This is a genomic window from Sphingomonas sp., assembly GCF_035714405.1.
Taxonomy (GTDB): Bacteria; Pseudomonadota; Alphaproteobacteria; order Sphingomonadales; family Sphingomonadaceae; genus Sphingomonas.
Map to the genome: position 1 here is coordinate 21585 of NZ_DASTMA010000022.1, position 15947 is coordinate 37531.

The window sequence follows — 15947 nt, forward strand, 5'->3', positions numbered from 1 at the left end:
ACGCCCCTCCGTCAGCCGCTGAAGCGGCTGCCACCTCCCCATTAACGGGGAGGATCAGGTGAGTTTCAGAGCAACAGCTCCTGCGCCGACGCCTTGCCGACCGTGCCGCCACCGCTGCGCCGGTCGAACTCGGCCTGGGCGGTGAAGCGGATGTCGGGGTCGCGATCGGTGAGGAAGCCCATCAGCGCCTCGTGCCCGATCTCGCGCCATTCCTTGCCGCGATCCGGCCCGAACCGTACGCGCGGCAGCAGGCCGGGCGCGCGCGACCATTCGATCAGCTGCGCGACGCTCGCCTCGTTGAGCATGTCGCGCAGGTGGTGCGCGGTGACATAGGCGTCCGGGAAGGCGCGATGCGCCGGCAGCCCGCGCTCGTGGTCCAAGCCCACGGGATCGCGCCAATAGCGCAGGATCTGGTTGGAGAAGGCGGGGCTGTCGGGCCATAGCCGCAGCGCGCACTTCCAGGTGCAGATCCAGTCGGCGTTGCGGGTCAGCGAAGGTGTGCAGAACCCCTGCTCGAAGTCCGCCCGGTGCGCGGCCAGCGCCACGCGGCGCGGCCAGGGGTCGAGGATCGGCCGCGCGCAATCGTGCCACCAGGGGGCGTCCGCCACATCCTCGTTGCGGATGTGATGGACCGCCATCGTGACGGGCGGGATCGCGCGGCCGGGGTTGACCAGCCGCTGCCCGCCCTCGCCGTGCAGCGCCCAGCGCCCGTCGGCGCCGAGCGCCACGTCCTGCCAGCCGATCTCGACCACGCCATGCGCGGGCGGCGCATTGCCGGTGGTTTCGAGGTCGATGACGCGGACGATGGAAGGCTGAGGCGCTGGCATGCCGCCGCTAGATGGGCGCGGGCGGCGCGATTATCCAGCCAGATGACCCTCATGATCGACGTCGATCTCGCGCACGCCGCGCCGCTGCCGCGCGCGCTCCACCAGCCCGCGCAGACCCTCGCGCCGCTCGCGGGCATGCGGCACGTTACGCAGCACGAACTGCGTGTCGCCGGTGGTGCGGTCGGTCGAGGTCAGCGTGATCGTGCCGATGTCCGCCATCTGGTTGAGCAGTGAATAGTCGAGCCGCACGTCCTTGATCCGGTAGAGCTCGATCTCGTCCACTGTCTTCATGATCAGCCCGCGCCGCACGATCAGCCGCTGGTCGGTGACCTCGTACGAGGTGGCGAGCGCGCCGAGCCAGCGGACCAGCACGATGATCAGCCCGACGCCCACCAGGCACAGCAGCAACGTCCCCCAGCCGGCGAGACTGCCATACAGCCAGCGCCCGGTGGCGGTGCGGAACTGATCGACAGGGGTTTCGGGCATGGCGGGAAGGTAATGTGGATCGAGCGCGGCGGAAAGCCTTCCCGTCATGCTGAACTCGTTTCAGAGTTGAAGCAAGTTCGGGGTGACGGTGGTGCGTTCACTTAATCGTCAGTGCGCGACCTGCTCCCCCCGCCGCAAGCCCGATCGCGCGAGCTGGTCGTCGATGGCCGCGACGAGCCGGTCGAGCGCCGCACGATCCTTCGCTTCCGCCCGCGCCACCAGCACGTCCTGCGTGTTCGACGCGCGCAGCAGCCACCAGCCGTCCGCCGTCGTCACCCTCGCGCCGTCGGTGTCGTTGACGTTCGCCCCGTCCCCGCGCAGCCGCGCGAGCACCTGGTCCACCACCACGAACTTGCGCGCCTCGTCGACCTGAAAGCGCATCTCCGGCGTGGTGCACAGCGCCGGCATCGCGGTCCGCAGCTCCGTCATCGACCGGCCCGAGCGGTGCACCGCGTCGATCAGCCGCACCGCCGCGTACTGCGCATCGTCGAAGCCGTACCAGTCGTGCGCGAAGAAGATGTGCCCCGACATCTCGCCCGCCAGCGGCGCGTCGGTCTCCCTCATCTTGGTCTTGATCAGGCTGTGCCCGGTCTTCCACATCACCGGTACGCCGCCGAGTTCGGCGACCCGGTCGAACAACATGCCCGACGCCTTGACGTCGGCGATGATCGTGGCGCCGGGCATCGCCGCCAGCACCGGCTCGGCGAGGATCGACAGCAGCTGGTCGCCCCAGATCACCCGCCCCTCGCCGTCGATCGCGCCGACCCGGTCGCCGTCGCCGTCAAAGGCAAGGCCGAAGTCGAGCTGCTTCTCCGCCACCAGCCGCTTGAGGTCGGAAAGGTTCGCCTCGACGGTGGGGTCGGGATGGTGGTTCGGGAAGGTGCCGTCGACCTCGGCATGGATGACGTGGTGCTCGCCCGGCAGCAGCTGCACCAGCCGCGTGATCGCCGGCCCCGCCGCGCCGTTGCCGGGGTCCCAGCCGATCCGGTAGGCGCCGCGCGTGTCGCCGGCGACGAGGCGCTGGACATAGTCCTCGAACACGTCGGCGCTGGTAACCTCGCCGGCCCCTTCCTCCCAGTCGCCCGCCTCGGCGAGGCGCGCCAGGTCCTGGATGTCGGTGCCGAAGAAGGGCCGGTGCCGGAGCACCATCTTGAAGCCGTTATAGTCTGCCGGATTGTGGCTGCCGGTCACCTGGACGCCGGCATCGACCTCCAGCTCGGCTTCGGCATAATAGAGCATCGGCGTCGGCCCGAGTCCGATGCGAACGACGTCCACACCCGACGCGGTCAACCCTTCGACCAGCGCCGCCTCCAGCTCGGGTGACGACACCCGCCCGTCATAGCCGACCGCGATGCGCGTGCCGCCCGCGCGCCGCACCCGGGTCGCGAATCCCCGCCCGAGCGCGTGGGCGTCCGCCGGCCCGAGCGTTCGGCCGACGATGCCGCGCACATCATATTCGCGCAAGGCGGTGGGGTCGAAGCGGTGGGTCATGGCTAATCCTCTTCCGTTCGTCCTGAGAAAGCGCTGAGCCTGTCGAAGCGCCGTCTCGAAGGACACATGTGGTTCGAGACGAAGCTTCGGCTCCGCTCAGCCTCTCCTCACCACGAGCGGTTGTGGCTAATCAGTTCTGATCCTTCAACAACACGTCGCGCGCGGCGTTCACCCGCCGCGCCAGCTCGTCCGATCCGCCCGTATCCGGGTGGACGCCGGCGACAAGCCGGCGATGCGCCGCGCGGATAGTCTCGGCATCGGCGTCGGGCGAGACGCCGAGCACCGCGCGCGCCTCCCGCTCGGTCAAAATCGTCAGGGTCGGTGTGGTCGCACGGCGCTGGCGCATCGCGGCGCGCAGCAGCAGCCAGGCGCCGACGATCGCGAGCAGGACGACGACGGCCTTGATCATGCCGCGGCCTCGGACGTCGCGGGCGCGGCGAACATCGGGATCTGCGGCTCCGGCAGCGACAGCGCCGCCATCATCTCGCGGAGCTCCTGGCGCGCGGCGACATGGCTGAGCGCCATCTGTCCGAAGGCCTTGGCATCGATCATCGTCAGCCCGGCCGGGAACAGCTCGCGATAGATCACCCGCTCGCCGAGCCCAGGGATGAGACGGAAGCCGACGCGCTTGGCGAGCTGCGTCAGCGCGTCCTGCACGCGGCGCATGTTGCGCGCTTCGATATGCTGGAGGCGATTGCGAAGTACGACCCAGTCGATCGTCGCGCCATCGGCCCGCGCGCGCGACTTGCGCGCGTCCCAGATCAGCTCGGAGTAGAAGGAAGGCCGCGTCACCTTGTAGGTTTCCGGATCGACCTGCCCGATCAGGTCGAAATCGACGAAGCTGTCGTTCATCGGCGTCACCAGCGTGTCCGCGCGGGTCGCCGCCGTCCGCGCGAAGACATCGTCACGGCCCGGCGTATCGATGACCAGGTAATCCGCGCCGTCGAGCAGCTGGGCGTACAGCTTTTCGAAATTGGCCTCGGTCGTGCCGTCGCCGGTGGCGTGGACCGGCATCGGCAGGTCGGCGCCGGTGCGCTTGATCGTCGCCGCGCGGTTGTCGAGATACCGGCCGACGGTACGCTGGCGATGGTCGAGGTCCAGGCACGCGACGCGCGCGCCCTTTGCCGCCAGCGCTATCGCGACATGGACCGCGGTGGTCGACTTGCCCGTGCCGCCCTTTTCGTTGGCGAAGACGATGACGTGGGTGTTGTCCGGCCCGCTGGGCAAAGGCGTTTCCTCGGATCGAAAAAGGTTAACTTGATAGAGACCGTGCGCCTCCATAGAGACCCCGCCCGACTTTGTTGAGGGGGTGTTCGTTGCGCACTGTGCGGGAATTGAGCAGTTTGCGCGAGGCGGTCGCGGCCTTCCGCGCGGCGAGCGAGCGCGTAGCCTTGGTGCCGACGATGGGCGCGCTCCATGCCGGGCACATGGCGCTGGTCGAGGCGGCGCGGGGCGCGGGCGTACGGGTGGTCGCGTCGATCTTCGTCAACCCCAAGCAGTTCGGCGCGAACGAGGACCTGTCGCGCTATCCCCGGCGCGAGGCGGGCGATGCACGGATGCTGGCGGATGCGGGATGCGACCTGCTGTGGGCGCCCCCCGTCGAGGTCATGTACCCCGACGGCTTCGCGACCAACATCAGCGTGAGCGGCGTCAGCGAGCATTGGGACGGCGCCGCGCGGCCTGGCCATTTCGACGGGGTCGCGACGGTGGTCGCCAAGCTCCTGAACCAGGTCACGCCCGACGCCGCGTATTTCGGCGAAAAGGACTGGCAGCAGCTGGCGGTCGTGCGCCGGCTGGTCGCGGACCTGGACATGGGCGTGGAGATCGTCGGGGTGCCGACGCAGCGCGAGGATGACGGCCTCGCGCTGTCGTCGCGCAACATCTACCTGTTGCCGGAAGAACGCGCCGCCGCCGTGGCCCTGCCCCGCGCGCTGGGGGTCGCGGCGAAGGCGATCGGGCGCGGCGACGATCCCGTCGACGCGCTGGCGCAGGCGCGCGCGGCACTGGAGCAGGCCGGGTTTGAGGTCGATTACGTCGCGCTTGCCGATGCCGAGACGCTGGCACCCGATCCTGTGCCCGGACGGCCCCGCCGCCTCCTTGCTGCGGCACGGCTCGGTAGCACTCGCCTGATCGACAATGTGGCTGTGCCAACGGATTAGCGCCACGGCAAAGCCGTGTCGTCGAACGGGCCTGCGGCCCGCCGGCCGGGCTTGCAAGTCTTGCGCGCAGCTTCGCTGCTCGCATGCTTGCTGCGCCGTTAACCATTTGGTGACGCGAATCACCCCAAAGTCCTTGCCAAGGACATTCAACGGGGGATTTCACATGGGCAACAGCATCAAGAGCGCGCAGTTCCTGATCGAGAGCCGGCTGGCCGACGCGGCGAGCGGGCAGGCGGACGCGCTGTACGAGCTGGGCGTCTGCTATTCGACCGGTACGTCGGGCGTACCCATCGACCTGGTAGAGGCGCATAAATGGTTCAACCTCGCCGCCATCGCCGGTCTGGAGACCGCCAAGGACTGCCGCACCGACATCGCCGAGGACATGAGCGCGCGCGAGATCGCGTCCGCGCAGGCGGCGGCGCGGTCGTGGCTGGCCAGTACCCGCAGGATCGCGGCTTAATCTTCTTGATCCTCCCCGTTCACGGGGAGGGGAACCGCTCGCCCACTTGGGCGAGTGGTGGAGGGGGCGGGCGGCAAACGGCCCGCCCGTGGAGAGGCCCCTCCGTCAGCCGCTGAAGCGGCTGCCACCTCCCCATGAATGGGGGTGGTAAACACAAAGCAAAGCTGGACGACAGAGATTACCCACGAACGTTGCTTAAGCGTGCATGACACGCGTGTGCTCAGCTGCACCTCGAGCCTACGGAATGTGGGTCCAAAACGGCACGACATCACTTCGCCTTCGCTGGATGCGAGTCTAGCGGGCGGGCCTTAGCTCTCGATATTCCTGAGCGAACGACCCAAGGCCCTGAGGGAAAGTGCGCTTTCGCACGTGAGCCAAGAGGCTCCGCTGGTCGCCAGCGCTTTCTCTCACGTGAACGAATGCTGCTGCCTTCAGCTAATGGCCAATCTGGACGCCATGGTGGAGACTCCTGACCCGCAACATGAACATAGCGGGTGCCAGATGGCCGAGCCGACCTCGACACCGGCAATCACATCTTCGCGGTCCCAGGCGACGAGTTAGGACCGCCGACACCAATAACAGCTGATCCGACCCGCAAGTAGCTGCCGGAAAACCAGCCGTTGATCGTTCATTTGGCAAGGGCGAACCTCCCAGGCGAAAAGGCGAACGATTCTTTCCTTTCCGGCGGGACAAAGCTACGAAATTTTGAGACCGATCAGGAATGACGGCGAGGGTCCGCAAGATGCAAAGCACAACGATTTTAGACGTCCTCGATGGACGGACCCGAGACTTTTTACGAGGCCTCCTGAGCCAAAAGGAGCAGGCGCAAGTTAGACCTACCTTCGAAAGGCTCATGCAAAACGTCAGCTATCACGATCTTCCGACAGTTGACCGGCTTCTGAGGACTAACCCGCTCTACAAGCATTTAGAGTTTCGGGAAGAGTTTCCGCTCTCTGAGTCACCGTTCGCAGAGTCGTCATGTTTTGACGTAACCCCCAGGAAGAGTGCTAGGATTGAATACGTGCGGTATCGCGCGAACTTATCCGATGCGCGGATTGCCAGAGCGCTAGACAGTCTGGCGGCGATAAACCGGGCACTCTTCGACGAAGACGACGAGTCTCTATTGGTTGGGTTGGCGGATCACCTGCTAGAGTACGGGCACTCTCTCACGTTGGCCCGGAAACTTGCGTTCATCCTCGGCCATTTCAATAAAGGTACGGAAAGCTGGAAGACAGCTTCAACCGCATTTTCCAACTATGGGCTTGAGTCACGTAATTACGGCATGATGGCTGTTGCCGATACCATTAGCATCGATTTCCCGTATTTAGGTCTAAAGACAAGCTTTGCTGAATTTGGGTCGCTGGGCCCTCGCGCAACAGCATCGCGTCGCGTAGCATACCTCAGCTTCAATCCCATTATTTTTGGGCAAGAGGAGGTCTTGGACGGCCTGTCCGCGAGTTACTTCTTTTCTCTTATTGATGGTGTTATTTATTTACTAGCACATCGCGACCTTGGAATACTCCCTCCGGAGATCAGGCTTGCGCCAGCCATCGAGCAGTCATGGGATCGGATCCAGGCCGACGTCCAGCCTACGCCGACCTGCTTCAATGACGAGGATCAGTTTGCTGATGCTTGGGCGTTTCGGGCCGCTCCAGCATTCCTGGAGGTCCGGCCTTTTCGGGAATATCGGGCGGCTTTACAACGCCTGTATAATGTTCCGGAACTCCGGGCATTCGATCAGACGATTGTCAATCCATACGAGAACCGTTTTTATGCGAACGTAAAAACGGTTCGCGACTTGCTCCCCGGTGAGTATTCGCTTTACGACCCATTACCGACGCAGTTCGATCGCGAAGTTGCGGGGAGTCTTGCGCGGTCTTGTGGCTTAGTCCGCATCGCACTTCAAAACCCAGACTTTTCGGGCATTGATAGTGAGGAAATAGGCTGTTTGATGGGCCGAACGGCGGATGTAGACTGGCTGCTGCCGCCAGCCACCTTGAGGGCTGCGGCCGCCTCAGCCAAAGACCCGTTCGTAGTTCTGATACTGCTCATTCTCCTCCGGGCTCATAGTCCGCAAACGCTTGACCTGTTTCGGTTCAAAAAAGCGTTTCAGGATTATGTGAACTCTGAATGCGGCGGCAGTATTATAAGCTTTATCGACCTCGTCTATAGAACCGATCGCGGGATTGTGGAGTACCTTGTCCCGCTACTAGACGAGACCACGCTTAGTCAGATACCGTTCTTGGTGAACACGGCGGAAGGGGTATATGAGACAAGAGCGTCCATCCTCGAATGGTTTGCGCAGCGCTTTGACGAACCTACTTACAAGGATAAGGCAAAGCAGCTCCGCATAGACAGGAAAATCGCGTCTGTACGCGGGCAGATCAACGAGACTCGGATTAACATTGACGGTCTTCGATTTAGGCAATGGATCGAAACCTCCAAACAGTCCGAGTTTTCAGCTCTGATCCGCCAAGAGAGCGCGGCAGCGCCCTTCATTGGCGATGTCCACTCCAAGCGCTCATACGCGGACATCCGCCTCACCGCACATCGTGATCCGAACGCGCGTGCGGCCGTTGCTATCATGGACTGTTATCGGGAGTTCTGCGTCAACCCAGACTTCGGGATCGCCTCATATCTCGGACGCAGGATTAGGCACGGGACTCTGAAAGGCACCCTGCTTGATAATCTTCCGAACCCTGATGAACATAAGCTGTCGGCCGCGGTTCGCGCTCAATTCGAGAAGTGGCTTGATGGGTTCAAGCTTCTGATAAATCGCCTAACGGAAATGCTACACTTCCGTGGCAGGGGCACCTCAAGCGAGGCGATTATCAGTCCAGAGGTGGACAGCAAAGAGAAGTGGGATGTAGCGATGATATGCCTGCAGAGCGTCTTTGACAATTCCCAGAAGGATCATGGGGCCACTATCATCCCTATAATTGTTGAACAATACTGCTGGTATATCTTTGAGGTTGAACTACGTCATATTCAACAAGCTGTTTTGGAGACCCGTTCAGACAGTACCCTATTCAAGGTCCGGGCCGGGATCGGGGACAGTAGCGCCCTAAACTTTGAAAAGGCGGTGAATCTCGTAGTAACCACTCACTTCAACACGGTTGCGTCATGGTTCAGAAAGCCGGCCAACATCTCCCCTGTGGCGGAAGTAGGCAACATCCTCGAAGTCGTGAGACGCGAAGCTCAGGCAGAGTACGCGGCGTTCCAACCCGAGGTCAGCGTCTCCGGCGGGGGCATCAAGCTGAGTGGGGGCGTTTACTACAACGTATATGACGCGTTGTCCGTGGTCGTCCGGAACGCGGCTAAGCACGGCCTTCTGCCCGGGCGCTTGGTTGTGGATGCTCGCAGCGCCGTCAATGAAACTGGCGAGCGTCTGACCATAAACGTACTCACCGATGTCAAAGCTGACGACTCTGCCTCTCAGGGTGTTGCGCGAATCTACGCGGCGGCGAGTGGTGGTGCTGCAGATGCTGACGTGGTCGAGGGCCTCAGCGGTATGCGCAAGCTAGAAAAGATGAAGGTAGATGGGGCGCTTCTCGATTTTTGTGTAGTACCGCTGGATTGCGATCGAGTCATCGAAACCGAAGTCGTATTTGCGACTAAAGGGTCGGTATGATGCGTACGCTGATCGTCGAGGATGATGCATTTAAAGCGAAGCAAATTGAAAGTGAAGTGAGAGACACGTTACCAGGCGGGGAGGTCTTCCACGCCTCGTCTCTCCAGCAAGCCGTAGAGGCATTAGGCGGTCATCGCTACGAGTTCGTCATTCTGGATATGGCCATTCCTAGTCATTCTGAGGAAGGTGGGTCAGCCGACGTTTATTCTCAACCGATAGGCGGTTTAGATGTTCTCCTTTACCTCGCCTTGGACAATCGAGATGAGAAGGTTATCATTCTGACCCAATATCCGACTGTGGAGTATAACAGGCAGCATACTCCGCTAGCGAAGCTGAAATCCCGCCTTGAACTAGACGGCATCAGCAATCTCTCGGAAATATCGTTGTTTGGCGAAGACGGTAAATGGAAGGCCAGACTTCGAGACTTCCTGGAGAGCGGGCAATGAAGATTCTATTGATTGAAGATCACGAGGGCAAGGCTGAGCAGATCAGCCGACTGATTGAGAGCACGCTTTCTGAAGGCAGCTTTGACCTATCGGTAGTCAGGTCGATCAATGACGCTATCCTGTCTCTTGGCCGCTTCGCTTTTGATATGGTTATCGCAGACTTAGTTTTACCTCAGATCAATGACTCTGAGGACACCTGCGATGCAACCGAGCAGTGGTGTGCGTTCATCGAAAGCGAGCGGTCCATAAGACTGTCCACTTGGGTTGTGATGACGAGCTACTCGGACGTGGCGGCTGTCGCGAGAGAGACGTTCGCTCGGCACGGGGTGGCCGTAGTCGAGTATGACGAGAATGGTCCGTGGCGACAGGTGCTTCGCGGCCGACTAACAGAGCTCTACGTGAATAGGTCTAGTGACTTTGTCATCATCTGTGCACTTGCGAAAGAGCGTGCAGGGTTTGAGGCAGTTCCTGGCGCAAGGCTGGGAAATTATCGGTCTCTCGCCGGCCTAGATTGCAGGGAGTTGAAAGTCGGTGACCTCCGTGGGTCGATAGTAGTTCTTCCAGAACCGGGCTTGGTATCTGCCGCGATCGCTACGACCAAAGCGACGGCTCTTTTCAAGCCCCGTGTAGTTGCCATTTCGGGCATCTGCGGTGGCATGGTCGGCGAGAGCGAGTTAGGTGACATCATTACACCTGACGTTTCGTGGAACTACCAAACCGGAAAGCTATCCGCGGGCGGGCTCGTACCGGAGCTTATGCAAACACCGGTACCGCCTCAGACAAAACTGTTGTTGCAACGGCTAGAGTCGGAGGAAACCTCTGGCAATCTGAGGGAGGGCCTTCTGCATGGGGAGCTCAAGCATCGGTCGATTCGCGTACTGGCAATGGTCTCGGGCTCCTCAGTCGTTGCGGACGAGAACGAGGCTCTGAAAATAGCAACACAAAGTCGGAAGATCGGTGGTCTAGACATGGAGGTCTCATCCGTCTTTGCGGCCGCCCACGACTTCTTTAACGGTGGTGGTGCGTTCTTCGCGGCCAAAGTAGTCGTCGACATGGCCAATGACAAGAAAGACGACCGATATCATGAATACGGCTGTGTCTTGGCAGCCCGATATACCGTTACAGCGCTGCGTTCGCTCGGCTCATCAAGTGCGGTTAGAGCTGAATAGCGGGCTTATATGGTCTCGGCTATCCGTTTTGCCTTGTGCTCCTAAGCCGGTTCAGCATCCCGGTACTAAGCTTCCTGCTGGCGATCGCCTTTCTGAGATTGGAACCGTCAACCCCGATGCGCTCTGCGAGTGAGTAAATTCCTTCGATTATCGCTCGCTCCCAAGCCCACTCGCAGAGCTCGAATTCCTCCGCATTATCGACGTGCCATCCTTGCCATAGTCGAACCGCGACGTCCGCCAGATGAATAATTATTCGATCGGAAGCCGTCCCGCTTACGGCAGCTGCGATCGTTCGATCCGTCATCTTAGCAGCTTTTCGTAAACTTCCGAACGCTGAACCGCTGGCGAGCCAAGCGGATCGTTTCGAGGTGTGCCGCTCTCGTTTCCGGGGAAAGGCCATACAGGATTTCCGCATCGTCATCTCCGATGAAGAGCTGTTCCTCCCATCTCTCGGCTTCCTTACCGATCGATTGTGCCCCCGTGACGACGACGTGGCGGCGCTGAAGCTGACCGCCGTCACGCCGGAGTTCGCCTCCTAGAAACTTGTTTTCGGGTTGTAGGTGGTAGTCGGACAGTGCGTCCGCATATGACATCAGCCAGCGGCGTGGCACTGACAGGTTGCGATGCCGGCGATCAAAGGCCTGGCTTGCTGCCTTGGCTGGATCGCGGTCGTAAGGAGCGGTCGCGGCTGGGCCGCGTTTGTACTTGCGCCACCACGCCAGCGCTTCCGGATCGCGATGCGCCAGTGATTCCAGATTGTGAGCTTGGAGTGAGAGGAGGAACCCAAATGGCCGAACCCGCTCTCCGGCAGGCTTGCTCCGATTGTAATCCTTGAACCAGCGCAACAGCGCTGGCGTCGTTGCGGCGTATCGGCTTGCGACCGGCCCCGACAGGAGGTCGTCGCTATCGAGCACGATCACGAGGCCGCCCTCACTCGCCTGGGGATGTTCGGCTGCGACGATGATCCGCTTCCACAAATCCTCCTGCCACAAATCGACGCCGATCTGCTCTAATCGCTCGGCCCGGCGCTTTAGGTCCGGGTCACGATAGGGCGGAAGCAGATGGCCCAGACCGTGTGCGGATGCTTTCCGGACTACCGGCTGACCGTCCTCACCGTCGTTAAACAGGGCGTAGCGCTTGGAGCTGACCGCGAAGCAGTAGAGTGGGGGCGCACCGGCTAGGTCGGCGTTTGCCTTGTCGTGGACCGCGTGATTCTGGCTTTCGACTTGGAGGATCGATCCACCCTGGACCGCGTACGGGTTCAGCCCGGCAAAGCTGTCCCGGACGCGAAGCGCGGCAGCCATGAAAGGGGCGCGCTCCATCCCGACCGGCTTAGCAATCGCAATGCTGTCGGTATCGCAGAACACCCAGTCCAATCCTTCATCGACCGTCCGACGCTCCGCCAGCGCCAGCATCAGCCGCGCCGCGCCAGTTATCAGGGTCGCGAGCAACGGGTGGAAATAGCTGCCCGGTTCTTCATACTTGTTGGTAGTGACGGGAAATTCGCGGCCTTCGCCGCCATACCCCCTCAGCGTTTCGGCCTTTCCTAGATCGTTGACGATCATCTCGATAAAGATGCCGTAGCTGGTCGCGTTGGCGAGAATTTTTAGTGCAAGCTGTTCCGAGTTGAGCCGGGCGCGATCCGCCGTGGCGGTATCGGGCATCTTCTCTCGCGCCGCTTTCACTTGCTGACGAAGGTCGATCACGCTGCGGTAGAAGTCGGATTGCGCCGGCTCGACGCGGAACTCGGGCTTTCCGGCTATATCGATCGGCTGCAAATCAGATTGGGCCTTTCCGGCATCGAACCGGATGGCGCGATCGATAACCGGCACCTTGCCACCACCTAGCAGCTTGCCCGCGATCACATCCGCCAATGTGTACCAAAGCGGCTCCGCCGACGTGACGCGGTTGACGCCTATATTGGAGGTAGTGTCTTGCCCATAGTGAGCCCGTACCGGCAGGATGTCGTCTGTCGGGCGAAGTTGAACCAGCGTCGTCAGCTCGCACCATGCATCCTTGCGTAGCAGGTCGGCCGCTTCCACCCGATCAAGCATCGCCTGAGTTTCCGCTGTCGCGTCGTGCCACTGCATCCCGTTGGCGATCACGAACCGCCACAACCCCATTAGGGTGCAAACGGTCGGATACATGGACAGGAAGTCGCAGTAGAGAACTTGCCGCTTCTCACGGCGGATATTTACTTCCGCCCGACCGCCGAAATACGTCGAGATGATCTGTCCAATCATCTCGCGCGGGAAGTCAGGTTGCACCTCGCGCCATGGTTGGATTGCCATCTGGCGGAGATACGCCTTGCCTAAGCTCGCTTCGCTGTAGAGCGTCTTTGGTTCGATGGTCGAAAGGCCGTAGCCTTTTAAGCGGGTGGCTAGGGCGGCGTAACATTCCCATGTCGCCTGAACGTCGTTCAGGGCGTAGCCGACATACTCCGGCGTGACCGGCCCGCCATGCTCTTCGGTTTCGACCTTGAGATGCGCAACCTGCAATGCTTCCGACAGGGTTGCCAGACTCCAGCCGCCAGATAGCAGCCCGGCGGCAAGGGTTTTTACGTCAACGAAAGAACCGCGTGGCGGCTTAACGGTAAGGCCGCGTTCCGCTTGCCCGTCCGGCGTCAGTTTTTTCGGTGGTGCTCCAAAGCGGATGAATGCCAGCCGGGGTGATACGTGTTTGACGATCACGCGTGGCAGGTCCGTGTTGGTCGAGAGCTTGAAGCTAAAGCCGCCTTTGTTGCTTTTGCGAGCGGAGCCGTGGTCGATTGCAATCCGCGAAATGTCGAACGGGAGATTGAAACCGATAACGGCTCCGCCCGTGAGATATATCTTGTCGAGCATAATCCAATTTACAAACTGGCGGACCGTTAGGAGGCGCAACCCGCGCTCCTCGGCTACGGCCCGGAGAATTTCTAATTCAGCGGCCGCAATATCTTCTGCGTAAAAGAGCCCCGCGCCGCGCTTCGCTAGAACGCCGTGGCGGCGGAGCTGGTAGGCGCCGAACTTCAGCGCTTGCGCAGCATCCGTGCCGGTCTCGCAATCAAACGTCAGGGTCCATGCGCTCAACGGAAGCGGATCGATATCCTCGTCTGAACCGACCCGTCCGTCTCGCTTGGTGGAGTCGCGAACGACATAACCTCGAACGTAAACCGACTTCTGTTCGGTCGGGATATCAGCCAGACGGCACTTCGCAGTCATTGTCGTTGCCGTCTCGCCTACGTCGGGGCGACCGCGCCGCCGCGTCCGCGCACCATATCGGACCCAAATGCCTCAATTCGGTTACCGCCATCTCAAGGTAATCCGCTAAGCCCTCGATCTTCCGCCCGGCACGCTCCAGCGGATCGGCAGGATCGGCGTTCTTGGGAGGATGATCCTTTTGCAGGTCTGTTCGCTTGGCGTGGCAGTTCGCGCATAAGGGCCAGACGGATTTCGCATCGAACTCGATCCCGTCAGTGTGGTCGAGTTGCAGGCAACGGACATCATCCTCCCCGCAAAAGAGGCAGCGCGGGTCGGCGAACCCGAGCCGCAACAGGTGACGCCGGCGGCGCTTTTCTCGGGCGTGCTCGCGCTGTTCGCACTGCCCTTCATCGCTTTCGAACGACATTGCTGCGGGCTCAGTTCGGGTTGCGGTAGATTTGATGAAACACCGGCCGGCCTTTGGCGCGCAGCGCGTACAGCTCTTCCGGATCGGTTTCGAACGGGTGCACCTTGCCGCGCACGTCCGTCACGCCACTGCCAACAAATGGTGCGAGATGGCGTGCCTGGTTTGTACTCCAGAATTTGCCTACCGCCGCCATGTACGCGCCAAGCCGCACTGCATTTTCGTCATCTACCAGGACGCGGATCAACGCGCCCCTAGAGTACATTGGGAAATCGTTAGTGACGCGTGGCACGAATGCGTGGCGCCGCCCTTGCCGGACGTAATCACCCCTCTCCGCGATCGACCGGCGTAACCGTTCGGTCGATATGCGCAGCTCTTTAGCGGTTGCCGCCACGCTTTTCCCGCCGGCGACTAGCGCAAAACCTTCCACCAATCGCTCGTCTGGCTTTGCGGGTTTGCCAACGGCCGAAGGTTCCCCGCTCTTGCCGTGACCTCGCGCTGCACTCCTGCTAAGTCCCTTAGCGAGCAGGCGGTCGATACGTCGCCGATATACTTCCGGGCCTCGTCTGGTAGTCGCCATCAGTGTCGCTCCTCATTAGGAGCCGGACCACATAACCAGATCGTAACAGCGCGCACGCCAGATCAATGGGAGACATAAAGGTCGACCATGCTGTTTAGCGAATTCTTCCCGCGCCTGCGCGACCGGGCCTTGCAGCGCTACGGTGAGGTGCTGACGGAGCGGCAGTTTACAGGTTGGCGAGAGGACGGCCTATTGCCTGGACCGGCAGCGCCGATCGGCCGCGGGCGCGGTCGCTCGCCCGACAGGCATTGGTCACTGGCGAGCTATCGGAGAGCGCTGCGAATTTGCCGCTACAAGAGCTGGGGAGCTGGGCGTAAATCGCAGTGGTGGCTCGCGCTGTGGCTGTCTGGCGAGGTCGTTCTCCCGTCAATAATTGTTGCCAGCCTCAAACGCGAGTGCAGCATTAATAGAAGGGGCAGTCGAAGGTTGGCAGATAGCAATAGATGGAGGAATTCGACTTTTACGACCGTGGACGATATTGTACCGGGCAGGCCAGTCGAGGCTGTTAGAATAGGGGATATTCTCAAGCTATTTGGGGTAACTCCCGATCAATATAGACGGTTGTGCAATGCGGAGACTGGTTATTATCTTAGAGGCGAATACGCTTCATTAATGGGTGAGATTGCACCAAACTTTTTGGCTTTTTCACCAGAGTACGCTGATTTGGTAGTCGAGAGCGTTACGCCGATAACCTTGGCTCGCGTTCGACGATCCGGTCGGGCTAGCGCGGCCGATTGTCAGCAAGGGCAGCATTATACTGACACCATGTCCGATCTGGAGATTGGAATGGTTCGGGAACTATTCTGGCTTTCGTGCCGCGAGGGCTTCTTAATCATGTTGTTGCTGCTGAGACTTGGCGACATTCCATTAGAGCGAGTCGCGTTGCTCGTCCTCCCTCTGCTGTGGTCCCGCCCAGAGTTTCCGGATCAGCGTGCTGAAAAGCTACTGCAATTCGCCTTTGCACTGGATTTGGATAGGCGAGAAGGCAAAATTAGCGGCTGGCGGCTAGCTGGAACTGAAAAGCGCATAAAAAGATTACAGCGCCTAATTGCAAAGCAGGCAAATTCAAATAGCTCGTAGCCCTTTATTTCGCTA

14 protein-coding genes are annotated in these 15947 nt (G+C 61.0%); 6 read left to right on the forward strand and 8 right to left on the reverse strand.

Annotated elements, in window-relative coordinates; all coding sequences use genetic code 11:
• Positions 1–65 precede the first annotated feature (65 nt).
• The 5 genes from VFQ64_RS12950 to VFQ64_RS12970 form a co-directional block, all read right to left on the reverse strand.
• Positions 66–827 (reverse strand): exonuclease domain-containing protein, encoded by a 762-nt coding sequence (locus VFQ64_RS12950; protein WP_325103754.1) that lies wholly within the window; start codon positions 825–827, stop codon positions 66–68.
• A gap of 30 nt (positions 828–857) precedes the next feature.
• Positions 858–1361: a PH domain-containing protein gene (locus tag VFQ64_RS12955; RefSeq protein ID WP_325103755.1), complete on the reverse strand. Its 504-nt coding sequence runs from the start codon at positions 1359–1361 to the stop codon at positions 858–860.
• Between the two features lie 60 nt (positions 1362–1421).
• A complete protein-coding gene (gene pgmG / locus VFQ64_RS12960) occupies positions 1422–2804 on the reverse strand; it encodes a phosphoglucomutase/phosphomannomutase PgmG (RefSeq protein ID WP_325103756.1) in 1383 nt (460 codons plus the stop codon).
• Positions 2805–2934: 130 nt separating this feature from the next.
• Complete coding sequence (locus tag VFQ64_RS12965) at positions 2935–3213, reverse strand: DnaJ domain-containing protein (RefSeq protein ID WP_325103757.1); 279 nt, start codon at positions 3211–3213, stop codon at positions 2935–2937.
• Entirely contained in the window at positions 3210–4031 is an 822-nt protein-coding gene (locus VFQ64_RS12970; protein WP_325103758.1) for a division plane positioning ATPase MipZ, read from the reverse strand. The genes VFQ64_RS12965 and VFQ64_RS12970 overlap by 4 nt, the downstream gene beginning before the upstream one ends.
• 89 nt (positions 4032–4120) lie before the next feature.
• Between VFQ64_RS12970 and panC the strand changes: the two genes are divergently transcribed.
• The 5 genes from panC to VFQ64_RS12995 all read left to right on the forward strand — a co-directional run bounded on the left by panC (position 4121) and on the right by VFQ64_RS12995 (position 10669).
• A complete protein-coding gene (gene panC, locus VFQ64_RS12975; RefSeq protein WP_325103759.1) occupies positions 4121–4963 on the forward strand; it encodes a pantoate--beta-alanine ligase in 843 nt (280 codons plus the stop codon).
• Between the two features lie 163 nt (positions 4964–5126).
• Positions 5127–5423, forward strand: a complete 297-nt coding sequence (locus VFQ64_RS12980) for a hypothetical protein (RefSeq protein ID WP_325103760.1) — start codon at positions 5127–5129, stop codon at positions 5421–5423.
• A gap of 742 nt (positions 5424–6165) precedes the next feature.
• The gene (locus tag VFQ64_RS12985) at positions 6166–9054 is read left to right on the forward strand and encodes a hypothetical protein (protein WP_325103761.1); all 2889 of its coding nucleotides are present in this window, start codon (positions 6166–6168) and stop codon (positions 9052–9054) included.
• Complete coding sequence (locus VFQ64_RS12990; protein ID WP_325103762.1) at positions 9051–9500, forward strand: response regulator; 450 nt, start codon at positions 9051–9053, stop codon at positions 9498–9500. Before VFQ64_RS12985 ends, VFQ64_RS12990 begins: the two co-directional genes overlap by 4 nt.
• Complete coding sequence (locus VFQ64_RS12995; protein ID WP_325103763.1) at positions 9497–10669, forward strand: hypothetical protein; 1173 nt, start codon at positions 9497–9499, stop codon at positions 10667–10669. The genes VFQ64_RS12990 and VFQ64_RS12995 overlap by 4 nt, the downstream gene beginning before the upstream one ends.
• A 305-nt stretch (positions 10670–10974) precedes the next feature.
• Here the strand turns inward: VFQ64_RS12995 and VFQ64_RS13000 are convergent, their stop codons facing one another.
• From VFQ64_RS13000 to VFQ64_RS13010, 3 genes are read right to left on the reverse strand one after another with little or no spacing between them, the layout of a single operon-like run.
• Positions 10975–13869 carry a hypothetical protein gene (locus VFQ64_RS13000; protein WP_325103764.1) on the reverse strand — a complete coding sequence of 965 codons (2895 nt, stop codon included), beginning with the start codon at positions 13867–13869 and terminating at the stop codon, positions 10975–10977.
• Positions 13844–14275 (reverse strand): hypothetical protein, encoded by a 432-nt coding sequence (locus VFQ64_RS13005; protein WP_325103765.1) that lies wholly within the window; start codon positions 14273–14275, stop codon positions 13844–13846. Before VFQ64_RS13005 ends, VFQ64_RS13000 begins: the two co-directional genes overlap by 26 nt.
• A gap of 10 nt (positions 14276–14285) precedes the next feature.
• Positions 14286–14519, reverse strand: a complete 234-nt coding sequence (locus VFQ64_RS13010) for a hypothetical protein (protein WP_325103766.1) — start codon at positions 14517–14519, stop codon at positions 14286–14288.
• 420 nt (positions 14520–14939) lie between these two features.
• Between VFQ64_RS13010 and VFQ64_RS13015 the strand changes: the two genes are divergently transcribed.
• Positions 14940–15932: a hypothetical protein gene (locus tag VFQ64_RS13015; RefSeq protein WP_325103767.1), complete on the forward strand. Its 993-nt coding sequence runs from the start codon at positions 14940–14942 to the stop codon at positions 15930–15932.
• Positions 15933–15947 lie beyond the last annotated feature (15 nt).